This window comes from Bacillus sp. MD-5, assembly GCF_002201875.1.
In the GTDB taxonomy this organism is placed as follows: Bacteria; Bacillota; Bacilli; order Bacillales; family Bacillaceae; genus Bacillus; species Bacillus stercoris.
In genome coordinates this window covers 2,213,071-2,235,180 of the sequence record NZ_CP021911.1, presented here as the reverse complement: position 1 = coordinate 2,235,180, position 22,110 = coordinate 2,213,071, and the positions used below count along the sequence as shown (strand labels likewise).

The 22,110-nt window shown below is 45.3% G+C and carries 22 protein-coding genes; 17 read left to right on the top strand and 5 right to left on the bottom strand.

All coding sequences use genetic code 11. The features are described from left to right. The first annotated feature begins 93 nt into the window (after positions 1-93). The 8 genes from CDO84_RS11070 to bfmBB all read left to right on the top strand — a co-directional run bounded on the left by CDO84_RS11070 (position 94) and on the right by bfmBB (position 10,164). Entirely contained in the window at positions 94-2,172 is a 2,079-nt protein-coding gene (locus CDO84_RS11070; protein ID WP_040082685.1) for a sigma-54 interaction domain-containing protein, read from the top strand. A 124-nt stretch (positions 2,173-2,296) separates the two neighbouring features. Further along, positions 2,297-3,196, top strand: coding sequence for a phosphate butyryltransferase (gene yqiS, locus CDO84_RS11065; RefSeq protein ID WP_040082687.1), 900 nt, complete (start codon positions 2,297-2,299; stop codon positions 3,194-3,196). Between the two features lie 11 nt (positions 3,197-3,207). Next, on the top strand, positions 3,208-4,302 hold the full coding sequence (bcd, locus tag CDO84_RS11060; RefSeq protein ID WP_014664538.1) for a branched-chain amino acid dehydrogenase: 1,095 nt from the start codon (positions 3,208-3,210) through the stop codon (positions 4,300-4,302). A gap of 18 nt (positions 4,303-4,320) precedes the next feature. Next, positions 4,321-5,412: a butyrate kinase gene (buk, locus tag CDO84_RS11055; protein ID WP_040082688.1), complete on the top strand. Its 1,092-nt coding sequence runs from the start codon at positions 4,321-4,323 to the stop codon at positions 5,410-5,412. Positions 5,413-5,432: 20 nt separating this feature from the next. Further along, positions 5,433-6,857: a dihydrolipoyl dehydrogenase gene (gene lpdA, locus CDO84_RS11050; RefSeq protein WP_040082689.1), complete on the top strand. Its 1,425-nt coding sequence runs from the start codon at positions 5,433-5,435 to the stop codon at positions 6,855-6,857. Positions 6,858-6,878: 21 nt separating this feature from the next. Then, a complete protein-coding gene (gene bfmBAA, locus CDO84_RS11045; RefSeq protein WP_040082690.1) occupies positions 6,879-7,871 on the top strand; it encodes a 3-methyl-2-oxobutanoate dehydrogenase subunit alpha in 993 nt (330 codons plus the stop codon). A gap of 13 nt (positions 7,872-7,884) precedes the next feature. Beyond that, positions 7,885-8,868 carry a 3-methyl-2-oxobutanoate dehydrogenase subunit beta gene (bfmBAB, locus tag CDO84_RS11040; RefSeq protein ID WP_004398638.1) on the top strand — a complete coding sequence of 328 codons (984 nt, stop codon included), beginning with the start codon at positions 7,885-7,887 and terminating at the stop codon, positions 8,866-8,868. A gap of 21 nt (positions 8,869-8,889) precedes the next feature. Continuing rightward, positions 8,890-10,164: a branched-chain alpha-keto dehydrogenase complex dihydrolipoyllysine-residue (2-methylpropanoyl)transferase gene (bfmBB, locus tag CDO84_RS11035; RefSeq protein WP_014664534.1), complete on the top strand. Its 1,275-nt coding sequence runs from the start codon at positions 8,890-8,892 to the stop codon at positions 10,162-10,164. A 59-nt stretch (positions 10,165-10,223) separates the two neighbouring features. Here bfmBB and bmrR read toward each other — a convergent pair whose 3' ends face one another. From bmrR to CDO84_RS11020, 3 genes are all read right to left on the bottom strand, one after another. Further along, the gene (gene bmrR, locus CDO84_RS11030) at positions 10,224-11,060 is read right to left on the bottom strand and encodes a multidrug efflux transcriptional regulator BmrR (RefSeq protein ID WP_014664533.1); all 837 of its coding nucleotides are present in this window, start codon (positions 11,058-11,060) and stop codon (positions 10,224-10,226) included. Positions 11,061-11,132: 72 nt separating this feature from the next. Next, complete coding sequence (gene bmr, locus CDO84_RS11025; protein ID WP_014664532.1) at positions 11,133-12,302, bottom strand: multidrug efflux MFS transporter Bmr; 1,170 nt, start codon at positions 12,300-12,302, stop codon at positions 11,133-11,135. Between the two features lie 100 nt (positions 12,303-12,402). After that, the gene (locus CDO84_RS11020) at positions 12,403-13,296 is read right to left on the bottom strand and encodes a diacylglycerol kinase family lipid kinase (protein WP_014664531.1); all 894 of its coding nucleotides are present in this window, start codon (positions 13,294-13,296) and stop codon (positions 12,403-12,405) included. 160 nt (positions 13,297-13,456) lie between these two features. On the opposite strand from CDO84_RS11020, the gene brxB reads away from it, so the two are divergent. The 6 genes from brxB (at position 13,457) to CDO84_RS10990 (ending at position 18,009) form a co-directional block, all read left to right on the top strand. Continuing rightward, positions 13,457-13,894: a bacilliredoxin BrxB gene (gene brxB / locus CDO84_RS11015; RefSeq protein ID WP_014664530.1), complete on the top strand. Its 438-nt coding sequence runs from the start codon at positions 13,457-13,459 to the stop codon at positions 13,892-13,894. Between the two features lie 268 nt (positions 13,895-14,162). After that, the gene (gene artP / locus CDO84_RS11010) at positions 14,163-14,930 is read left to right on the top strand and encodes an arginine ABC transporter substrate-binding protein ArtP (RefSeq protein WP_014664529.1); all 768 of its coding nucleotides are present in this window, start codon (positions 14,163-14,165) and stop codon (positions 14,928-14,930) included. 80 nt (positions 14,931-15,010) lie between these two features. Then, on the top strand, positions 15,011-15,670 hold the full coding sequence (gene artQ / locus CDO84_RS11005) for an arginine ABC transporter permease ArtQ (protein ID WP_014664528.1): 660 nt from the start codon (positions 15,011-15,013) through the stop codon (positions 15,668-15,670). After that, positions 15,663-16,385: an arginine ABC transporter ATP-binding protein ArtM gene (gene artR / locus CDO84_RS11000; RefSeq protein WP_014664527.1), complete on the top strand. Its 723-nt coding sequence runs from the start codon at positions 15,663-15,665 to the stop codon at positions 16,383-16,385. The genes artQ and artR overlap by 8 nt, the downstream gene beginning before the upstream one ends. 73 nt (positions 16,386-16,458) lie before the next feature. Further along, entirely contained in the window at positions 16,459-17,427 is a 969-nt protein-coding gene (locus CDO84_RS10995) for an aromatic acid exporter family protein (RefSeq protein ID WP_014664526.1), read from the top strand. Positions 17,428-17,478: 51 nt separating this feature from the next. Then, positions 17,479-18,009 (top strand): L,D-transpeptidase, encoded by a 531-nt coding sequence (locus CDO84_RS10990; RefSeq protein ID WP_014664525.1) that lies wholly within the window; start codon positions 17,479-17,481, stop codon positions 18,007-18,009. A gap of 21 nt (positions 18,010-18,030) precedes the next feature. Here CDO84_RS10990 and prli42 read toward each other — a convergent pair whose 3' ends face one another. Further along, positions 18,031-18,123 carry a stressosome-associated protein Prli42 gene (gene prli42, locus CDO84_RS21395; protein ID WP_041521370.1) on the bottom strand — a complete coding sequence of 31 codons (93 nt, stop codon included), beginning with the start codon at positions 18,121-18,123 and terminating at the stop codon, positions 18,031-18,033. An 89-nt stretch (positions 18,124-18,212) separates the two neighbouring features. On the opposite strand from prli42, the gene mce reads away from it, so the two are divergent. Genes mce through CDO84_RS10975 form a run of 3 tightly spaced genes read left to right on the top strand, consistent with a single transcriptional unit; the run spans position 18,213 to position 21,284 of the window. Next, the gene (gene mce / locus CDO84_RS10985) at positions 18,213-18,635 is read left to right on the top strand and encodes a methylmalonyl-CoA epimerase (RefSeq protein WP_040082691.1); all 423 of its coding nucleotides are present in this window, start codon (positions 18,213-18,215) and stop codon (positions 18,633-18,635) included. Continuing rightward, on the top strand, positions 18,628-20,151 hold the full coding sequence (locus tag CDO84_RS10980; protein ID WP_082033039.1) for an acyl-CoA carboxylase subunit beta: 1,524 nt from the start codon (positions 18,628-18,630) through the stop codon (positions 20,149-20,151). Before mce ends, CDO84_RS10980 begins: the two co-directional genes overlap by 8 nt. 17 nt (positions 20,152-20,168) lie before the next feature. Next, on the top strand, positions 20,169-21,284 hold the full coding sequence (locus CDO84_RS10975; protein WP_003230352.1) for a tripeptidase T: 1,116 nt from the start codon (positions 20,169-20,171) through the stop codon (positions 21,282-21,284). Positions 21,285-21,324: 40 nt separating this feature from the next. On the opposite strand, the gene CDO84_RS10970 is transcribed toward CDO84_RS10975, so the two are convergent. Beyond that, a complete protein-coding gene (locus CDO84_RS10970; RefSeq protein ID WP_040082693.1) occupies positions 21,325-22,053 on the bottom strand; it encodes a YqjF family protein in 729 nt (242 codons plus the stop codon). Between the last annotated feature and the right edge of the window lie 57 nt (positions 22,054-22,110).

Sequence of the window (22,110 nt, the reverse complement as noted above, 5' to 3'; positions counted from 1 at the left end):
TCAAGAGAAGAAAACGTGGTAACATAGGGTTGTGCAAATTATTGCAACGGAATAATTAGGTGTGCAAATTTTTTCATACAAAGGGGTATCGGGATGCAAAAGGTACTGATAGTAGGTGCCGGCAAAAGGGGAACGGCGTTATTACATATTCTGATCAAAACAGCCATCATAGATATCATTGCCGTAGTTGACAAAGACCCCAAGGCGCCGGGATTGAAAGAAGCAGAACAGTATGGGATTGCCGTTTCATCTGATTGGAAACCTTACATACAACAAAAACCGGATATCGTCATTCATACCACCGGCGATCAAGCCGTGTTTGACGAACTCCTTCAAAGAAAGCATGAAGATACCATTGTCATGCCGGGGAAAATGGCATACATCGTTTTTCAGCTGATGGAAGAAAAGCAGCACCTGATTCAAATGCTAAAAGAGCAAACATACAAACACGACAGAATTTTTAATTCCACCCATGACGGGATGATTTTTATTGATATCAATGAAGAGATCATTCTCTTTAACCATATGGCCGAAAAAATGGTCGGGAAAAAACGCGAGGAAGTCATCGGACGGCCAATAAAAGAAGTCATTCCGAGCACTAAGATGCCGCGGATTTTAAAAACAAGAGTGCCTGAATACAACCAGAAGCAGCTTTTAGGCGATCATTTGCAAATTGTGACCACAAGGCTGCCGATTATTGATGAAGGCGGACGTCTGCTCGGGGCTCTTTGTGTGTTTAAAGATATCACCGATGCGGTCGAGCTGGCGGAGGAAGTGACCAACTTAAAGCAGGTCCGTACGATGCTGGAGGCGATTATCCAATCCTCCGATGAGGCGATTTCTGTCGTTGATGAAAACGGCATCGGGCTCCTAATCAATAAAGCATATACGAAAATGACCGGGCTATCTGAAAAAGAAGTTATCGGCAAGCCTGCAAACACGGATATTTCCGAAGGCGAAAGCATGCATTTAAAGGTGCTTGAAACAAGACGCCCTGTCCGCGGTGTCAGAATGAAGGTCGGCCCGAATGAAAAAGAGGTCATCGTCAATGTAGCACCGGTGATTGTGGACGGTATTTTGAAAGGCAGCGTCGGTGTGATTCACGATGTGTCCGAAATTAAAATGCTGACAGCGGAGCTTAACCGCGCCAGGCAAATTATTCGCACGCTTGAAGCGAAATACACGTTTGACGACATTATCGGCAAAAGCGAGCAAATGCTGGTTGCGCTTGAGCAGGCGAAGCTCGGTGCGAAAACGCCGGCAACGATTTTGTTGCGCGGAGAGTCAGGAACAGGAAAAGAACTGTTTGCCCATGCCATCCATAACGAAAGCGACCGGAAGTACAATAAATTTATTCGCGTAAATTGTGCAGCCCTTTCTGAAAACCTGCTCGAATCAGAATTGTTCGGCTATGAGGATGGTGCGTTTTCAGGGGCGAAGCGGGGCGGTAAAAAGGGTTTATTTGAAGAAGCAAATAACGGCAGTATTTTCTTAGATGAAATCGGTGAGCTGACACAAAATATGCAGGCCAAATTGCTGCGCGTCCTTCAAGAAAAGGAAATCGTCAGAGTGGGCGGCACGAAAGCGATCCCTGTCAACGTCAGAGTGATCGCGGCAACAAATGTAAATATTGAAAAGGCGATGGCGGATGGAAAGTTTCGCGAAGACCTGTATTACCGGATCAACCGCTATCCCATCTCCATTCCGCCTTTGCGGCAGCGGTTGGAGGACATTGAAGCATTAAGCGTCAGACTTATCCAAAAGATCAACCGGGATTACGGCAGGAATGTAAAAGGGCTCTCGCAGCAAGCCTTGCGCGCCTTATCTGCTTACCATTGGCCTGGGAATGTCCGCGAGCTTGAAAATGTCCTTGGACGAGCCATGATTTTTCTCAATCCGCATATGGAATGGATTGAAAAAGATCATTTGCCTATATTTGAACTTGAGCAAAAAGAAAATGACACAGATCTGAGGACAGGTTTTGATTTTCCGGATATTGAAGGCGAAAAGCTGTCTGTCGCAGTAGAAAAATTTGAAGCGCATTTGATCCAGCAAACGCTCGAAAAGCATCATTTTAACCGGACAAAAACAGCGAAAGCCCTCGGTGTCAGCATTCGGAATTTATATTACAAAATGGATAAATATGGCCTTGCAAATGAAGGCATGCAATAATCTGCAGAATAAACGCAAACTTCTGCACGAATGTGTCAATATACCAGGTATGACAGCACCCTTAAGAGCTGGCACGGAACTTGCATAATAAAAGGCGGGGTCGAAACAAGAAAGGTGGTAGCAGATGAAGCTGAAAGATTTAATCGGCAAAGCGTCGATGCACAAAAACAAGACCATTGCGGTTGCTCATGCTGAGGATGAGGAAGTGATCCGGGCTGTAAAGCTGGCTGCCGAGCACCTATCCGCCCGTTTTTTGTTAACGGGCGACAGCAAAAAACTGAACGAGCTGACATCATCCATGCAAGGTCATCAAGTGGAAATCGTCCATGCCGATACACCTGAGGAGTCGGCGAAATTAGCGGTTCGTGCTGTACATCATAAAACAGCGGACGTTTTAATGAAAGGAAATGTGCCGACTTCTGTTTTGCTTAAAGCGGTATTAAACAGACAGGAGGGGCTTCGGTCATCAAGTGTCCTTTCCCACGTGGCTGTCTTTGATATACCGGATTTTGACAGACTGATGTTTGTGACAGATTCGGCAATGAATATCGCTCCCTCGCTGGAAGAGCTTCGGCAGATTTTGCAAAATGCCGTTCATGTGGCCCATTCAGTAGGGAACAATATGCCAAAAGCAGCTGCTCTGGCAGCGGTCGAAACGGTGAACCCCAAAATGGAAGCGACCGTGAATGCAGCAGCTCTAGCTCAAATGTTCAAAAGAGGCCAGATCAAAGGCTGTATTGTTGATGGGCCGCTTGCTTTGGATAACGCAGTTTCACAAATTGCCGCGGCTCAGAAAAAAATTTCGGGAGACGTAGCGGGCAACGCAGATATCCTTCTCGTCCCAACAATTGAGGCCGGCAATATTTTATATAAATCACTGATTTATTTTGCCAAAGCCAGCGTGGCGGCTGTCATTACAGGAGCCAAAGCACCGATTGCCTTAACAAGCAGAGCGGACTCTGCTGAAAATAAACTGTATTCCATTGCGTTGGCAATATGCGCATCCGAAGAATACACACATTAGGAGGAACGAACATGGAACTTTTTAAATATATGGAGAAATATGATTACGAACAATTGGTATTCTGCCAAGATGAACAATCAGGCTTAAAAGCGATTATCGCGATTCATGATACAACACTCGGTCCAGCACTTGGCGGAACGAGAATGTGGACATATGAAAATGAAGAAGCTGCAATTGAAGACGCGCTCAGACTGGCAAGAGGCATGACCTATAAGAACGCGGCGGCAGGCTTAAACCTGGGCGGCGGAAAAACAGTCATTATCGGCGATCCTCGCAAAGACAAAAATGAGGAAATGTTCCGCGCGTTTGGCCGCTATATTCAAGGGCTGAACGGCAGATACATCACAGCTGAAGATGTGGGTACAACGGTGGAGGATATGGATATCATTCATGATGAGACAGACTATGTCACAGGGATTTCTCCTGCGTTCGGCTCTTCCGGAAATCCTTCCCCAGTCACAGCGTACGGGGTGTACAGAGGAATGAAGGCAGCAGCTAAAGCTGCTTTCGGAACCGACTCTCTTGAAGGGAAAACCATTGCTGTACAGGGTGTTGGGAACGTAGCCTATAACCTTTGCCGCCACCTGCATGAAGAAGGGGCAAACTTAATCGTTACGGATATCAACAAACAATCTGTACAGCGTGCAGTTGAAGATTTTGGCGCCCGTGCAGTTGATCCGGATGATATTTATTCACAAGACTGCGATATTTACGCGCCGTGTGCCCTTGGTGCGACTATTAACGACGACACGATTAAACAGCTGAAGGCGAAGGTGATCGCAGGTGCGGCCAACAACCAATTAAAAGAAACACGCCATGGTGATCAAATTCACGAAATGGGCATCGTTTATGCACCGGATTACGTGATTAACGCGGGCGGTGTCATTAACGTCGCAGATGAGCTTTACGGTTATAATGCTGAACGCGCACTGAAAAAAGTAGAAGGCATTTACAGCAATATCGAGCGTGTACTCGAGATTTCTCAGCGTGACGGCATTCCGGCATATTTAGCGGCTGACCGCTTGGCAGAGGAACGGATTGAACGCATGCGCCGCTCAAGAAGCCAGTTTTTGCAAAACGGCCACAGTGTATTAAGCAGACGTTAAGAAATTGATCTGGAGGTTATGAAAGTGCTACATGACGAAAAACGCATTCTCACAATTAATCCAGGCTCAACTTCAACGAAAATCGGTGTTTTTCATAACGAACGAAGCATTTTTGAAAAAACATTGAGACACAACATAGAAGAGCTGCAGCGATTTGACCAAATTATTGATCAATATGAATTTCGCAAAAATCATATTCTCGAAACGCTTCATGAACAGGGAATCAATATCTCAAAGTTTGATGCAGTCTGCGCAAGAGGCGGCCTTCTCCGGCCGATTGAAGGCGGGACTTACGTAGTGAACGATGACATGATTGAGGACTTGAAAAGCGGCTACGCCGGCCAGCATGCTTCTAATCTCGGCGGCATTATCGCGCGGGAAATTGCTGACGGCCTGAATATCCCTTCGTATATCGTCGACCCTGTTGTCGTAGACGAAATGTCAGTGCTCGCAAAAGTTTCAGGCATGCCTGAAATTGAAAGGAAAAGCATTTTTCACGCGTTAAACCAAAAAGCTGTCGCCCGTAAAGCGGCAGCCTCTCTTGGCAAACGATATGAGAACATGAAAATGATTATTACCCATATGGGCGGAGGTATTACAATTGGCGTCCATGACCGCGGACGAGTCGTGGATGTCAATAACGGCCTTCATGGAGAGGGGCCGTTCAGTCCTGAACGTGCAGGAACGGTGCCTGCGGGGGATCTTGTTGATCTATGTTTTTCAGGAGAATATACAAAAGAAGAAATCATGAAAAAACTGGTGGGCACCGGCGGGCTTTTAGGCTATCTCGGTACAAATGATGCCGTAAAAGTGGAACAAATGATTCAGGGGGGCGATGAAAAAGCCCGCTTCATTTATGATGCCATGGCATATCAGATAGCAAAGGAAATCGGAGCAGCAAGCGCGGTTTTAAAAGGTGAAGTTGAAGCAATTGTGCTGACGGGGGGCCTTGCGTACGGCAAAAGCTTTGTTTCTACTATCAGATCATACATAGATTGGATTTCAGACGTTTTAGTCTATCCGGGTGAAAATGAATTGCAGTCTCTTGCCCAAGGGGCGCTCAGAGTATTGCAGGGCGAAGAGCAATCCAAACAATATCGTATTGAATAGACAGACAGGAGTGAGTCACCATGGCAACTGAGTATGATGTAGTCATTCTGGGCGGCGGTACCGGCGGTTATGTTGCGGCCATCAGAGCTGCTCAGCTCGGCTTAAAAACAGCCGTTGTTGAAAAGGAAAAACTCGGAGGAACATGTCTACATAAAGGCTGTATCCCGAGTAAAGCGCTTCTTAGAAGCGCAGAGGTATACCGGACAGCGCGTGAAGCCGACCAGTTCGGAGTAGAGACGGCTGGCGTGTCCCTCAACTTTGAAAAAGTGCAGCAGCGCAAGCAAGCCGTTGTTGATAAGCTTGCAGCGGGTGTAAACCATTTAATGAAAAAAGGAAAAATTGACGTGTACAAAGGATACGGTCGTATCCTTGGACCATCAATCTTCTCTCCGCTGCCGGGAACAATTTCTGTTGAACGGGGAAATGGCGAAGAAAATGACATGCTGATCCCGAAACAAGTGATCATTGCAACAGGATCAAGACCGAGAATGCTTCCGGGCCTTGAAGCGGACGGTAAGTCTGTACTGACTTCAGATGAGGCGCTCCAAATGGAGGAGCTGCCAAAATCAATCATTATCGTCGGCGGAGGTGTTATCGGTATCGAATGGGCGTCTATGCTTCATGATTTTGGCGTGAAGGTAACAGTTATCGAATACGCGGATCGCATATTGCCGACTGAAGATCTAGAGATTTCAAAAGAAATGGAAAGTCTTCTTAAGAAAAAAGGCATCCAGTTCATAACAGGGGCAAAGGTGCTGCCTGACACAATGACAAAAACATCAGATGATATCAGCATTCAAGCGGAAAAAGACGGAGAAACCGCCACCTACTCTGCTGAAAAAATGCTTGTTTCCATCGGCAGACAAGCAAATATCGAAGGCATCGGCCTAGAGAACACCGATATTATCACTGAAAATGGCATGATTTCAGTCAATGAAAGCTGCCAAACGAAGGAGTCTCATATTTATGCAATCGGAGACGTAATCGGTGGCCTGCAGTTAGCTCACGTTGCTTCGCATGAAGGAATCATTGCTGTTGAGCATTTTGCAGGCCTCAATCCGCATCCGCTTGATCCGACGCTGGTACCGAAGTGCATCTACTCAAGCCCTGAAGCTGCCAGTGTCGGCTTAACAGAAGATGAAGCGAAGGCGAACGGGCATAATGTCAAAATCGGTAAGTTCCCATTTATGGCGATTGGAAAAGCGCTTGTATACGGTGAAAGCGACGGTTTTGTCAAAATCGTGGCGGATCGAGATACCGATGATATTCTCGGCGTTCATATGATTGGCCCGCATGTCACTGACATGATTTCTGAAGCGGGTCTTGCCAAAGTGCTGGACGCTACGCCGTGGGAGGTCGGGCAAACGATTCACCCGCATCCGACACTTTCTGAAGCAATTGGAGAAGCAGCGCTTGCCGTAGATGGCAAAGCCATTCATTTTTAAAAGCATAAAGGAGGGGCTTGAATGAGTAAAAACCGACATCAAGCACTAGGGCTGACTGATCAGGAAGCCGTTGATATGTATAGAACCATGCTGTTAGCAAGAAAAATCGATGAAAGAATGTGGCTGTTAAACCGTTCTGGCAAAATCCCATTCGTAATCTCTTGTCAAGGACAGGAAGCAGCACAGGTAGGAGCGGCTTTCGCACTTGACCGTGAAATGGATTATGTATTGCCGTACTACAGAGACATGGGTGTCGTGCTCGCGTTTGGCATGACAGCAAAGGACTTAATGATGTCCGGATTTGCCAAAGCGGCGGATCCGAACTCGGGAGGCCGCCAGATGCCGGGACATTTCGGACAAAAGGAAAACCGTATTGTGACGGGATCATCTCCAGTTACAACGCAAGTGCCGCACGCAGTCGGCATTGCGCTTGCGGGACGGATGGAGAAAAAGGATATCGCAGCCTTTGTTACATTCGGGGAAGGATCTTCAAACCAAGGCGATTTCCATGAAGGGGCAAACTTTGCCGCTGTTCATAAGCTGCCTGTGATTTTCATGTGTGAAAACAATAAATACGCAATCTCAGTGCCTTACGATAAGCAAGTCGCATGCGAGAACATTTCTGACCGTGCCGTAGGCTATGGGATGCCTGGCGTCACTGTGAATGGAAATGATCCGCTGGAAGTTTATCAAGCGGTTAAAGAAGCACGCGAACGGGCACGCAGAGGAGAAGGTCCGACATTAATTGAAACGATTTCTTACCGCCTTACACCGCATTCCAGTGATGACGATGACAGCAGCTACAGAGGACGTGAAGAAGTAGAGGAAGCGAAAAAAAGTGATCCCCTGCTTACTTATCAAACTTACTTAAAGGAAACAGGCCTGCTGTCCGATGAGACAGAACAAACCATGCTGGATGAAATTATGGCAATCGTTAATGAAGCGACGGATGAAGCGGAGAACGCCCCTTATGCAGCTCCTGAGTCAGCGCTTGATTATGTGTATGCGAAGTAGGGAGGAAGAACAAATGTCAGTAATGTCATATATTGATGCAATCAATTTGGCGATGAAAGAAGAAATGGAACGAGATTCTCGCGTCTTCGTCCTTGGGGAAGATGTAGGGAGAAAAGGCGGTGTGTTTAAAGCAACAGCCGGCCTCTATGAACAATTCGGGGAAGAACGCGTGATGGATACACCGCTTGCTGAATCTGCGATCGCAGGAGTTGGTATTGGAGCGGCAATGTACGGAATGAGACCGATTGCTGAAATGCAGTTTGCCGATTTTATTATGCCGGCGGTCAACCAAATTATTTCTGAAGCGGCTAAAATCCGCTACCGCAGCAACAATGACTGGAGCTGTCCGATTGTCGTCAGAGCGCCATACGGCGGAGGTGTGCACGGTGCCCTTTATCATTCTCAATCAGTCGAAGCGATTTTCGCCAATCAGCCCGGACTGAAAATTGTCATGCCTTCAACACCATATGACGCCAAGGGCCTTTTAAAAGCCGCAGTTCGTGACGAAGACCCAGTGCTGTTTTTTGAGCACAAACGGGCGTATCGCCTGATAAAGGGAGAGGTTCCAGCAGATGATTATGTCCTGCCAATCGGAAAGGCGGACGTAAAACGGGAAGGCGACGATATCACAGTGATCACATATGGCCTGTGTGTCCACTTCGCCTTACAGGCTGCAGAACGTCTCGAAAAAGATGGCATTTCAGCACATGTGGTAGATTTAAGAACGGTTTACCCGCTTGATAAAGAAGCCATCATCGAAGCTGCGTCCAAAACTGGAAAGGTTCTTTTGGTCACAGAAGATACAAAAGAAGGCAGCATCATGAGCGAAGTAGCCGCAATTATATCCGAGCATTGTCTGTTCGACTTAGACGCGCCGATCAAACGGCTTGCAGGTCCTGATATTCCGGCTATGCCTTATGCGCCGACAATGGAAAAATACTTTATGGTCAACCCTGATAAAGTGGAAGCGGCGATGAGAGAATTAGCGGAGTTTTAAAGACGTAAGGAGGATACAATCATGGCAATTGAACAAATGACGATGCCGCAGCTTGGAGAAAGCGTAACAGAAGGGACGATCAGCAAATGGCTTGTCGCCCCCGGTGATAAAGTGAACAAATACGATCCGATCGCGGAAGTCATGACAGATAAGGTAAATGCAGAGGTTCCGTCTTCTTTTACTGGAACGATAACAGAGCTTGTGGGAGAAGAAGGCCAGACTCTGCAAGTCGGAGAAGTGATTTGCAAAGTTGAAACAGAAGGCGCGAATCCGATCGAACAAAAACAAGAACAGCCAGAAGCGCCAGAATCCGCTGGGACGCCTGCTGCAAATAGTGCCGAAGCAACCGATCAGCCCAATAAGAAGCGTTACTCGCCAGCTGTACTCCGTTTAGCCGGTGAACACGGCATTGACCTTGATCAAGTGACGGGAACAGGTGCCGGCGGGCGCATCACACGAAAAGATATTCAGCGCTTAATTGAAACAGGCGGCGTGCAAGAACGGAAGGCTGAGGAGCCGAACACAGCAGCTCCTGCACCGAAGTCTGCACCAAAACCTGAGCCAAAAGAAGAGACTTCATATCCTGCGTCTGCAGCAGGTGATATAGAAATCCCTGTCACAGGCGTAAGAAAAGCAATTGCTTCCAATATGAAGCGCAGCAAAACAGAAATTCCGCATGCTTGGACGATGATGGAAGTCGACGTCACAAATATGGTTGCATATCGCAACAGTATAAAAGATTCCTTTAAGAAGACAGAAGGCTTTAATTTAACGTTCTTCGCCTTTTTTGTCAAAGCAGTCGCTCAGGCGTTAAAAGAATTCCCGCAAATGAATAGCATGTGGGCGGGGGACAAAATTATTCAGAAAAAGGATATCAATATTTCAATTGCAGTTGCCACAGAGGATTCTTTATTTGTTCCGGTGATTAAAAACGCTGATGAAAAAACAATTAAAGGCATTGCGAAAGACATTACCGGTCTTGCCAAAAAAGTAAGGGATGGAAAGCTCACAGCAGATGACATGCAGGGAGGCACGTTTACCGTCAATAACACAGGTTCGTTCGGCTCTGTTCAGTCGATGGGCATCATCAACTATCCTCAGGCTGCGATTCTTCAAGTAGAATCCATCGTCAAACGCCCGGTCGTCATGGAGAATGGCATGATTGCTGTCAGAGACATGGTTAATCTGTGTCTGTCCTTAGACCACAGAGTGCTTGACGGTCTCGTGTGCGGACGATTCCTGGGACGAGTGAAACAAATTTTAGAATCTATTGACGAAAAGACATCTGTTTACTAAATAAGCAAAAAGAGCATTTTTGAAGTTTTGTTTCAAAAATGCTCTTTTTCTATGCAGTATTATTCTGCGATTCGTATTTTCATTTCGACCCGATATTCTTCTTGTTTTTTCGGGGAGTAATGAACCGGTATAATTAACTCGTATACATCACTGACAACTGTTAATTGGCGGTCTGCGATATACTTGATAAGCTTCTGTAAGTTGAGAAAATAATGTTCAGGCGAAAAATTGTACGCGATACACACATATCTTCCTTTAGGAATCGTTGTGATTTCCATATCCGGCGTAATGGCTGAAATTTGTTTATTCGTCAGTACAGGCGTGAAAATATGACGGTAAGTCATTTCATCAATGCTGGTGTAGGGCTGAAAAGAAAAAGTGGCGCCGTAGCTATTGTTCGTAAATCCATCTGCTGATTCGATAAATTTTTTTAATTTGCTGTAGGAGGCGTTGAGCACGTTTTCAGGCCCGATTCCTTCTGCCTCTGTCTGAATAATCCGTATTTCTTCTTCATCTAAAACAAACACCTCACCGAGCGCGGGATATTCCATCTGCCGTTTCATCCGTTTTTTCACCAACGAAATCGTTTGCTCCAGTGCTGATAAAAAGTCTAATTTCTCCCTGATTTGCCGCTCCTGCTCTGTATAAAAAGCAAACAGTTCTTCCATCTCTAAGTCCTGTGCTTTTTTCATTTCTTCTAGAGGGGTGCCGATATATTTCAATGATTTGATCAAATCCAGATGAATGAGCTGAGAATCTGTATAATAGCGGTAGCTGGTATCCGGGTCGACGTAGGCGGGTTTAAATAAATCAATTTTATCGTAATAACGGAGCGCTTTAATCGACACGTTTGCCAGTTTTGAAACTTCTCCAATTGAGTAATACGATTCCTTCATGCCATCACTCCTTTTATCACCAGTATAAAGAAGAAGCGTACTCTTTGCAGTACACAAAGAATACGCTTTTGATCATGTGCTGGCTTTAAGGTGTGCAGGCGCTTTCCAAGCAATCGTCAGTGCAATGCCTATAGCTAAGGTAACCGTTGCAAAGTAGAAAGGATAGTTTACATCAAGATCGAACAGCATTCCGCCGATAATAGGCCCGAATACATTGCCGATACTTGTAAACATTGAATTCATACCGCCGGCAAATCCTTGTTCGTTTCCCGCAATCTTTGACAGGTAAGTCGTTACCGCAGGCCTCATGAGATCAAATCCGACAAAAACGGTGACTGTAACCAGCAGAATCGCAATATATGAATTTACGGTTGTCAGCAAGAATACCAGACTCGTTGAGAGAATTAAGCTGTACCGAATGAAATGAATTTCGCCAAACCATCTTGTGAAGCGGTCGAATAAGACGACTTGCGTAATGGCGCCCACAATCGCTCCTCCTGTAATCATAATGGCAATGTCGCTGGCCGTAAATCCGAATTTATGATCCACATATAATGCAAATAAAGATTCAAATGATGCTAAACCAAAAGACGAAATCAAGATAATGAGAAAAGCAATGAAGTACATGGGCGCAAAAATCCGCTTGAAGCCTGTCTTTTGCCCTTTTATTTCCTGATTTTCAGGGTTCCGTTCCGGCTCGCGCAGCGTGAGCATTGATAAAATGGCTGCTAACAGTGCAAAAGCGGCCGCAAAGAAAAAAGGCAGCCGGGAGTGGACTTCTGCTAAAAATCCCCCGATGCCGGGACCAATAATAAATCCTGTTGAAATAGCGGCTGACATATAACCGAGCGCTTTCGGCCGTGTTTTAATGGTCGTGATATCTGCGATAAAAGCCGTGACCCCAGGCATAATGAAGGCAGCGCTGATACCGCCTAGCATACGGGAGATAAATAACATCTCAACTGTTTTTCCAATGCCAAATAAAAACTCCGACACACTAAAGAAAAACAGGCCGATCACGATCATAATCTTGCGTCCGAAGCGATCAACCCAGCGCCCGGCTATGGGTGAAACAATGAGCTGCGTAATAGCGAAGCAGGCAACCATATAGCCGACCGCGGTCCCTGATAAATGCAATTCATTCATAATGGTCGGCGTTACAGGAATCACAAGCCCGATCCCCAAAAAAGCAATAAATAAATTGGTTAATAATATCGTTAAGGTAATATTTTTCTTCTCCATATGACTTCCCCTTTTTCAAGTGTGTATCCCTTATACTGTAAGACCTCCTCCTAGGGGAGAGTCAACGGATTTGCAAAATCTTTCTAAGCCCTTAAGACAGTTAATCATTTGCGGGAACAAGCATGTCGATATGCTGCGGCAGGACCTGAATGACTGCGGGTGTATGTGTATAAACTTCTCCATCCATATCCGCCTTTTTGGCAGTGTCTGTTTCAATCTCGATTCGAGAGGCCTGGACATAGGACAGCTCTCCGGTAAAACGATCAATTGTGCCCTGTTCCATGCTCATCAGCTCCCGCAACGCGGTGAGGTTGGTGTTGCGGCAAATGAGGACATCGAGTAAGCCGTCTTCAATACTGGCATCGGGTAGAGGAATTCGATTTGTTCCAATGTATTGGCCGTTCATCACAAGCAGCATAACGGCTTCTTCTTTAATTTCTTCTCCATCAATTTTTAATCTCATCGGAAACGATGCAGCGGATGAGACGGTTCGCAATGCACTTGTAAAATAGCTGATTTTCCCCAATAATGCTTTTTCTGTTTCGTTGATTTGATTCGACGTTTCTGCAATTAAGCCGATCCCCCAGAAATTTAAAAAATAACGGTCGTTCATCTGACATACGTCTACGCTGGTTTTTTTTCCTGACATAAGTGCTTCCGCGGCCTTTGCAAGATTTTGAGGGATGCCAAGCACTCTTGAAAAGTCATTGCACGTGCCGCCGGGCAAAATTCCGACCGCGGGTTTTCTTTCTAGAGCGCTGATAGCATTTATGCATTGATGGATCGTGCCGTCGCCGCCGAGAATGAAGACGGTGTCGACAGAATCATCAATGGATTGGCAAAAATGATACGCATCATCCTTTTTCTTTGTCTGCTTAATAATCACCTCATCTAAATGGTGAGATAAAACCGGCACGACAGCACCAAGTGCTTTTTCTATATTTTTGTTGCCGGCATTTCCGTTATGAATCAGTAATGCTTTCCGTTGGCTCATATACAACTGCTCCTTTATTTTACTTCTGGTTATATAATCCCCTTTTTCTGTAAGCAGTAAACGAAAAGCAAAAAAAGTGCACGGCGAAGCAAAGTCATTTGCCGATTTGGACGTTTCCTTGCTATCATAAGAACAGATGATGAAAAAGGAGAGGTCTTCATTGAACATGGACTTTAATTTATTTATGAATGATATTGTACGCCAAGCGAGACAAGAAATAACAGCTGCCGGATACACCGAGCTGAAAACAGCCGAAGAGGTAGACGCGGCACTTACGAAAAAAGGCACGACGCTCGTCATGGTAAACTCTGTTTGCGGATGCGCCGGAGGAATTGCAAGACCGGCAGCATACCACTCCGTTCACTATGATAAAAGACCTGATCAGCTCGTGACCGTTTTTGCCGGACAGGACAAAGAAGCGACAGCGCGTGCCCGCGACTATTTTGAAGGATATCCGCCATCTTCTCCGTCCTTTGCGATTTTGAAAGACGGAAAGATCATGAAAATGGTAGAGCGCCATGAAATTGAAGGCCATGAGCCGATGGCCGTAGTGGCAAAGCTGCAGGGAGCCTTTGAAGAATATTGTGAAGAAGTATAAGACAAAAAACCCGGATACTCAAAGTTTCCCGGGTTTTTTTGTGCATAAAATTCCAAGGGTATATGAATAAATATTAAGGTATTATTCATTCAGATTGTATAGTGAATCTATTTTTATCTTGTAATATCAAAAAGAGATCACTGGAAAGATAAGCTTGAAGATAATTTTTAAAAATAGTATTGCATAAAAATAAGAAACTGTTTAAAATACAAATTAACGAATAAATATTCAAATACACCAAAAGTAATGAATACGGGGGAAATGGATCATGAAAAAAATACTCTTATTACTTGTAGCTGCCTGCATCACCTTTGCATTAACTGCATGCGGCTCAAGCAATTCAGGTTCAGAAAGCGGAAAGAAAAAAATAATTATGGGTACTTCGGCGGATTACAAACCGTTTGAATATAAAGAAGGCGATGATATTGTCGGCTTTGATGTGGAGTTGGCAAAAGCTCTGGCGAAGAAGGCTGGCTATGAAATTGAAGTGCAGGATATGGACTTCAACAGCTTAATTACAGCGCTGAAATCAAAACAGGTGGATCTCGTTCTGTCAGGAATGACACCGACGCCTGATCGTAAAAAACAAGTTGATTTTTCTGAGGTGTACTACACAGCGAACCATATGATTGTCAGCAAAAAAGACAGCGGCATTCAATCCTTGAAAGACCTGAAAGGAAAAACGGTTGGCGTTCAGCTTGGCTCTATTCAGGAAGAGAAGGGGAAAGAGCTTTCTCCGGAATATGGTTTTAAAACAGAAGACCGCAACAGAATTTCTGATTTGGTGCAGGAAATCAAATCTGACCGCTTCGATGCCGCGATTATTGAAGACATTGTTGCAGAAGGGTATTTCAAATCAAATGATGACCTGCAAGGCTTCGTGATTCCTGATGCGAAAGCGGAAGAGGCCGGTTCAGCAATTGCTTTCAGAAAGGACAGTGAACTGACAGACAAATTCAATAAAGCGCTCAAGGAAATGAAAGATAACGGAGAGCTTGAGAAATTGAAGAAAAAATGGTTCACTGACGAGAAGTAAAAAAAGCGGCTCAACTTTTTCGTTGAGCCTTTTTATTGAATAGGAAATCTTTTTTCCTGTAAGAAAAGGAGACAAAGGCTATGAATTTGGATTTTTCAGCAACGATCCCCCAAATTCCTTTTATATTAGAAGGCTTGGCAATTACATTAAAAATTGTTGTTGTATCTGCTATTATCGGACTTATACTCGGTATTGTGCTAAGCTTATGCAAGATCAGCACATTCCGCCCGCTGATCTGGATCGCTGATTTTTATACATCAGTGTTCCGAGGCACACCTTTAGTGCTGCAGCTTATGATTGTCTATTTTGGACTTCCTCAGCTGCTCGGATTTCAAATTGACCAGTTTTGGGCTGCGGTTGTCGCATTGTCTTTGAATTCCGCCGCTTATGTATCGGAAATTATCAGAGCCGGAATCAACGCCATTGATAAAGGGCAAAAAGAAGCGGCTGTCGCACTGGGTGTCCCGTACGGCAAAATGATGAAGGATCTGCTTTTGCCGCAGGCCTTCAAAAATATATCGCCTGCAATTGTGAATGAATTAATTACGTTAACAAAAGAATCGGCGATTGTCACCGTCATCGGGCTTGGTGATGTCATGAGACGCGCATATCAAGCTGGCGCCGCCACTTACAATTACCTTGAGCCGCTCATTATCGCGGGATTGATTTATTACGTGCTTGTCTTGATTTTAACGTTTATCGGCAAGGCTGTAGAAAGGAAGCTGAAATCCAATGATTAAGGTTGAAAAGCTGTCAAAATCATTTGGGAAACACGAAGTATTAAAAAATATTTCAACAACAATCGCTGATGGCGAGGTTGTTGCCGTGATCGGTCCTTCAGGCTCAGGCAAATCAACGTTCCTACGCTGTTTAAACCTGCTGGAAAAGCCAAACGGCGGAACCATTACAATAAAAGATACAGAGATTACGAAGCCGAAAACCAACACATTAAAGGTTCGGGAAAACATCGGGATGGTTTTTCAGCATTTTCATCTCTTTCCGCACAAAACGGTTCTCGAAAATATCATGTACGCGCCTGTCAATGTAAAAAAAGAATCAAAACAGGCTGCACAGGAGAAAGCTGAGGACCTGCTCCGCAAAGTCGGTTTGTTTGAAAAGCGAAATGACTATCCAAACCGCTTGTCTGGCGGACAAAAACAGCGTGTCGCGATTGCCAGGGCTCTTGCGATGAATCCGGACATCATGCTGTTTGACGAGCCGACCTCCGCCCTTGATCCGGAGATGGTCAAAGAAGTGCTGCAGGTGATGAAAGAGCTGGTCGAAACAGGCATGACCATGGTGATTGTCACACATGAAATGGGCTTCGCAAAAGAAGTGGCAGACCGCGTGCTGTTTATGGATCAAGGAACGATTGTCGAGGACGGCAATCCGAAGGAATTTTTTCTTTCGCCAAAATCCAAAAGAGCGCAGGACTTTTTAGAGAAAATATTATAGAATATAGAAAAAAAGAAGAAGGCTGATCGCTTCTTCTTTTTTATTGAAGAAACAAATAGAAATGGAGTCCGACATGTTTAAAATTGGTTACCGCACAATAAAGACCGCGCTAGGAACAGCTTTGGCTATTTATATAAGCCAGCTATTGCATTTGCAAAACTTCGCATCAGCAGGAATCATCACCATTTTGTGCATTCAAATCACACAAAAACGGTCGCTTCAGGCGTCATGGGCCCGCTTTGCGGCATGCTGTCTGGCAATTGTTTTTTCTTATCTCTTTTTCGAGCTCATTGGCTACCACCCGTTTGTGATCGGAGCGCTTCTTCTGATATTCATTCCGATAACGGTTCTGTTAAAAATTAACGAGGGTATCGTCACCAGTTCTGTTATTATCCTTCATTTATACATGTCCGGCGGCATTACGCCTGCTTTCATCTGGAATGAAGTTCAGCTGATTACGGTCGGTATCGGCGTCGCTCTATTGATGAACTTGTATATGCCGAGTCTTGATCGGAAGCTGATTGCTTACCGCAAAAAGATAGAGGATAACTTTGCTGTCATTTTCGCAGAAATCGAACGGTATTTGTTAACTGGTGAGCAAGATTGGTCAGGAAAAGAAATTCCGGAAACGCACCAGCTCATTACGGAGGCCAAAAACCTGGCATATCGAGATGTGCAAAACCACATTTTGCGTTACGAAAATCTGCATTATCATTATTTTAAAATGAGAGAAAAGCAATTTGAAATTATCGAACGCCTTCTCCCTAAAGTGACATCGATCTCCATCACGGTAGATCAGGGAAAAATGATCGCTGAATTCATTCACGATTTGCGGGAGGCGATACACCCTGGGAACACGGCGTATAAATTTCTGAAAAGACTTGCTGACATGAGAAAAGAATTTGAGGAGATGCCGCTTCCGGCGACTAGAGAGGAATTTGAAGCGAGAGCCGCTCTCTTCCATCTTCTCGGCGAAATGGAACAATATTTAGTGATTAAAAGTTATTTTAAAGGAATAAAAGCGCAAAAATCACTTGGATGATTCGCATGAGCTCTTCCTTCATTGGTCAACCTAATGAAAAAGGAGGAGCTTATGCGTTTTTTCTTATGTTCGATTTTAATGATGATTTCACCGATTTGGCCGCTCGGCGAAAATCCGCTGCCGGGTGATCCGTATGTTATTGTCAACAAGCGAACAAATGAACTTGCTGTTATCCTCGACAACAAAGTAGAAGGCGTGTACAGTGTGGCCACTGGAAAAACAGATGATTTGACGCCTGAAGGAGAGTTTTCGGTAACGGTAAAAGCGGAAAATCCTTACTACAGAAAGAAAAATATTGAAGGAGGATCTCCTGACAACCCGCTTGGGGCAAGATGGATCGGATTTGACGCGAAAGGAACGGACGGGCGGATTTATGGAATTCATGGGACAAACCGAGAGGAATCAGTAGGAAAATTTGTGTCAAACGGCTGTATACGTATGCATAACGATGAGGTCGTTCATTTGTTTCAAACGATACCAGTAGGAACGAGAGTGCTGATCACAGACGACAATCGCTCTTTTGAGGAGATTGCCATCGAGCATAAAGCTCTGATAAAAAAGCAGGATGTTCCCATTGAATAAGGCTGCCCTGCTTTTTTATCGTTATAAAAACATGATGATTCCTGAGAGTACAGTTGAAAGAATAAAAACTCCCAAAATCACGATCAAAACGCTTTTCATCAGTTTTTGAGACATGATTTTCACTCCTTACACAATCTGTCTATATTTTAGCGTGTTTTGAATGGACGGACAAGCGATATCTATTAGCGAAAGCAGGGATGCAAATGAACAGGCTTGACCATATCGGGATAGCCGTTTTTTCGATAAAAGATGCAAGACGCTTTTATGAAAATGTATTGGGGCTTGCATTTCTTCATCAAGAAACGGTTGAAGAGCAAAAGGTGAAAGTTGCTTTTTTTCAAGCGGGGAGCGTCAAACTTGAGCTGATAGAACCGTCGACAGCTGACAGCCCCATCCGTTTATTTTTGGAGAAGAAAGGGCAGGGGCTGCATCATATTGCATTTTTGTGCAACAGCCTATCTGAACAGCTCAAAGCATTGTCTGACCAGCAAGTTCAATTGATTGACGGGTATCCTAGACAGGGAGCGAACGGGAAAAAGATCGCGTTTATTTCCCCTCGAGAAACAAATGGTGTTCTTGTAGAGCTTTGTGAACCGAAAGGAGACCAACACAATGAACATGAATGAGCACATTGATCATTTATACACGAAACGCAGACAGGCAGAAGAGGGCGGTGGACTGGAAAAGCAGGCTCAGCAGCGGCAAAAGGGAAAGCTCACCGCCCGGGAAAGGATCATATTTCTACTTGACCAGAACAGCTTTATCGAATTACACCCCTTCATGGAAAGTCAAGTGTTAACAAGAGAACAGCGCATGTTAGGGGATGGGGTCGTGACAGGGTACGGCACAATTGACGGACGCTCAGTTTATGTATTTGCGCAAGACTTCACTGTATTCGGCGGGGCGCTTGGCGAAACCCATGCCAAAAAAATCTGCGCTCTGATGGACCTGGCAGCAAAAAATAAGGCGCCGATTATCGGGCTGAATGACTCAGGTGGTGCGAGAATTCAAGAGGGTGTGGTATCATTAGATGGATACGGTCACATATTTTACCGAAACGTCTTATATTCCGGAGTCATTCCGCAAATATCGGTTATTTTAGGGCCGTGCGCTGGAGGCGCTGTATATTCTCCGGCACTCACAGATTTTATATTTATGGCTGAACAGACCGGCCGGATGTTTATTACCGGCCCGAAGGTGATTGAAAAAGTGACAGGGGAACAGGTCGATGCGGAGAGCTTAGGCGGAGCGGGAATACATAATGCCGTCAGCGGAAACGCCCACTTTTCCGGCTATACGGAGAAGGAGGTTCTGACAGGGGTGAAAAAACTGCTGTCTTATTTGCCGCTGAATGGCCGGACAACAGGGCCGAAGCCAGAGAAAGAGGCCCCCAGACCGTTATTAAACCGTCTCGTGCCTGCTGACACGACAAAGCCGTATGATGTTCGGACGGTGATTAAGGAGCTGGCCGATCCACAGTCTTTTTTTGAGATTCAGCCATTTTTTGCGAAGAACATTGTCATCGGATTTGCAAGGCTGGGTGAAAAAGCAATCGGCATTGTTGCGAGCCAGCCAAAGCATCTGGCGGGAAGCCTGACGATTGACGCTGCTGATAAAGCAGCAAGGTTCATCCGTTTTTGTGACGCATTTGATATCCCGCTGTTGACTGTTGAGGATGTCCCGGGATTTCTCCCCGGTATTCAGCAGGAGCACAACGGAATCATCAGACACGGAGCAAAATTATTGTTTGCTTATGCAGAAGCGACTGTTCCAAAAATCACGCTCATTATCAGAAAAGCATATGGCGGCGCCTATGTGGCCATGAACAGCAAAGCAATCGGAGCGGACCTTGTATTTGCATGGCCGAATGCTGAAATTGCGGTGATGGGTCCAGAAGGTGCGGCATCGATTTTGTATGAAAAGGAAATCAAAGCTTCAGCTGACCCGCAAAAGGCGAAACGCCAAAAAACAGCTGAATACAAAAAGCAAAACGCCGGCCCATACAAAGCGGCCGCTTGTGGAATGGTCGATGACATTATTTTGCCGGAAGAATCAAGGGGAAGACTGATTCAAGCTTTTCATATGCTTGCACATAAGACAGAAGAGAGACCGAAAAAAAAGCACGGTAACATACCGCTTTAATATGGGGGGACTTACAAATGGTGAATGAAAAACGCCTGCTGGAAGAGTTTTTAGAGCTTGTCCAAATTGATTCAGAAACAAAACACGAAGCAGAAATCTGCAAAGTGCTGAAACGAAAATTTTCTGATTTAGGTGTGGACGTTAAAGAAGACGATACAATGGATATCACTGGCCACGGAGCCGGTAATCTGATTTGCACATTAAAAGGGACAAAGCAAACAGATACGATCTACTTTACATCTCATATGGACACAGTTGTACCCGGTAACGGCGTAAAACCAGTTGTAGAGAACGGTTACGTCAAAACAGACGGCACGACGATTTTAGGTGCTGATGATAAAGCGGGACTGGCTGCAATGTTTGAAGCGATTAAGGTGCTGAAAGAAGAAAACATTGAGCACGGAACGATTGAATTCATCATCACAGTTGGTGAGGAATCTGGCCTGATCGGAGCGAAGGCGCTTGACCGTTCTATGATTACAGCATCCTACGGCTATGCCCTTGACTCAGACGGGAAAGTCGGAAATATCATTGTGGCTGCGCCGACACAGGCGAAGGTAAGAGCTGCAATATTCGGGAAAACCGCGCACGCCGGGGTTGAACCTGAAAAAGGCATTTCTGCGATTACAATCGCTAGCAAAGCCATTTCAAAAATGCCATTGGGCCGTATTGATGAAGAAACAACAGCAAATATCGGCCGGTTTGAAGGCGGCACGCAAACAAACATTGTGTGCGACGAAGTCCATATTCTTGCTGAAGCACGCTCTTTAGTTCCTGAGAAAATGGAAGCTCAGGTTCAAAAAATGAAAGCTGCTTTTGAAGAAGCTGCTGCTGATATGGGCGGACGCGCAGAAGTCGAAATTGAAGTCATGTATCCTGGCTTCAAATATCAAGATGGCGACCAAGTTGTTGAAATCGCGAAAAAAGCGGCTGCTAAAATCGGACGTCCAAGCGAGCTGCAAACAAGCGGCGGCGGAAGCGACGCGAACGTAATCGCAGGTCATGGCATCCCGACGGTCAACCTTGCTGTCGGTTATGAGCAAATTCATACAAAGAATGAAAAAATGCCGATCGAAGAACTCGTCAAAACGGCAGAAATGGTTGTTGCCATTATTGAAGAGGCGGCAAAATAAAAAAAGAAAACCCGAATGCGATTTCCCGCATCGGGTTTTTTTAGCTCCATTTCCTAAGCGGCCAAAATAACACGTCCTGTTTTTTAGCGTAATGAAGCAAGGGGTCTGCCTCTAGCAACGTAATGCCGTGAGCATCTGTCACCGTATTGACTGAAATTTTCGCTTCAGCGTTTTGCAGCAGCCATGGGTGATGGTGGATGTCTTCGTAATAGAGTTTGTTTCGGTAGGCAGTGTAGAGTCTATACCGTTCCGTCAGCCAATAATCGAGTGAATCCTTTTCCGCTGTAAAAGGAGCTGAAACGGGCCGGTATGCGGCGCGGAATACTGTTTCTCTGCCGTCTCTCCGCTTGCTGACATAGTCAATGCCATCAACGTTTTTGTCAGCTTTCATATCAGCGTGAACATAAGGCAAATGAAAGAACGTGCGAGCGCCCAAAACCGCCAGCCGATGATCGGCATCTAAGCTGAAAAAATAAATGCCGGGCTTGCCTTTATATGTGACATAGGTGCGGAGGTTAAGCTCAGGAAATGCACGCGCACCGGGAATGGGAGGAAGGTAACGCGCCCTTAGGTTCGTGAGCATAAAGGGAAGCATGCTGATCCAAGCTTGCCCGTTGTATGTATCTAATTCTAATACGGACGGTACCAAAGCGCGAAGGATAGAAACATCAACAGGCCAGTGGGCAAATAAGACATCATTCCAGGTTTGTCTCATGATCCAGATTCCTTCAGGCACAGAAATGTTTTTTTGCTGAAAGCGTTCCGTCAACGTATATGCTCCTTTCATTTGGAGGTGAGTAAAGGTATTCCCGATTTCCTTCTTTTT

Excerpts from the sequence above, each read along its gene's own strand:
- CDO84_RS11070 (WP_040082685.1), top strand. The coding sequence starts at position 94 with ATGCAAAAGGTACTGATAGTAGGTGCCGGCAAAAGGGGAACGGCGTTA.
- yqiS (WP_040082687.1), top strand. The coding sequence starts at position 2,297 with ATGAAGCTGAAAGATTTAATCGGCAAAGCGTCGATGCACAAAAACAAG.
- bcd (WP_014664538.1), top strand. The coding sequence starts at position 3,208 with ATGGAACTTTTTAAATATATGGAGAAATATGATTACGAACAATTGGTA.
- buk (WP_040082688.1), top strand. The coding sequence starts at position 4,321 with ATGAAAGTGCTACATGACGAAAAACGCATTCTCACAATTAATCCAGGC.
- lpdA (WP_040082689.1), top strand. The coding sequence starts at position 5,433 with ATGGCAACTGAGTATGATGTAGTCATTCTGGGCGGCGGTACCGGCGGT.
- bfmBAA (WP_040082690.1), top strand. The coding sequence starts at position 6,879 with ATGAGTAAAAACCGACATCAAGCACTAGGGCTGACTGATCAGGAAGCC.
- bfmBAB (WP_004398638.1), top strand. The coding sequence starts at position 7,885 with ATGTCAGTAATGTCATATATTGATGCAATCAATTTGGCGATGAAAGAA.
- bfmBB (WP_014664534.1), top strand. The coding sequence starts at position 8,890 with ATGGCAATTGAACAAATGACGATGCCGCAGCTTGGAGAAAGCGTAACA.
- bmrR (WP_014664533.1), bottom strand. The coding sequence starts at position 11,060 with ATGAAGGAATCGTATTACTCAATTGGAGAAGTTTCAAAACTGGCAAAC.
- bmr (WP_014664532.1), bottom strand. The coding sequence starts at position 12,302 with ATGGAGAAGAAAAATATTACCTTAACGATATTATTAACCAATTTATTT.
- CDO84_RS11020 (WP_014664531.1), bottom strand. The coding sequence starts at position 13,296 with ATGAGCCAACGGAAAGCATTACTGATTCATAACGGAAATGCCGGCAAC.
- artP (WP_014664529.1), top strand. The coding sequence starts at position 14,163 with ATGAAAAAAATACTCTTATTACTTGTAGCTGCCTGCATCACCTTTGCA.
- artQ (WP_014664528.1), top strand. The coding sequence starts at position 15,011 with ATGAATTTGGATTTTTCAGCAACGATCCCCCAAATTCCTTTTATATTA.
- artR (WP_014664527.1), top strand. The coding sequence starts at position 15,663 with ATGATTAAGGTTGAAAAGCTGTCAAAATCATTTGGGAAACACGAAGTA.
- CDO84_RS10995 (WP_014664526.1), top strand. The coding sequence starts at position 16,459 with ATGTTTAAAATTGGTTACCGCACAATAAAGACCGCGCTAGGAACAGCT.
- CDO84_RS10990 (WP_014664525.1), top strand. The coding sequence starts at position 17,479 with ATGCGTTTTTTCTTATGTTCGATTTTAATGATGATTTCACCGATTTGG.
- prli42 (WP_041521370.1), bottom strand. The coding sequence starts at position 18,123 with ATGTCTCAAAAACTGATGAAAAGCGTTTTGATCGTGATTTTGGGAGTT.
- mce (WP_040082691.1), top strand. The coding sequence starts at position 18,213 with ATGAACAGGCTTGACCATATCGGGATAGCCGTTTTTTCGATAAAAGAT.
- CDO84_RS10980 (WP_082033039.1), top strand. The coding sequence starts at position 18,628 with ATGAATGAGCACATTGATCATTTATACACGAAACGCAGACAGGCAGAA.
- CDO84_RS10975 (WP_003230352.1), top strand. The coding sequence starts at position 20,169 with ATGGTGAATGAAAAACGCCTGCTGGAAGAGTTTTTAGAGCTTGTCCAA.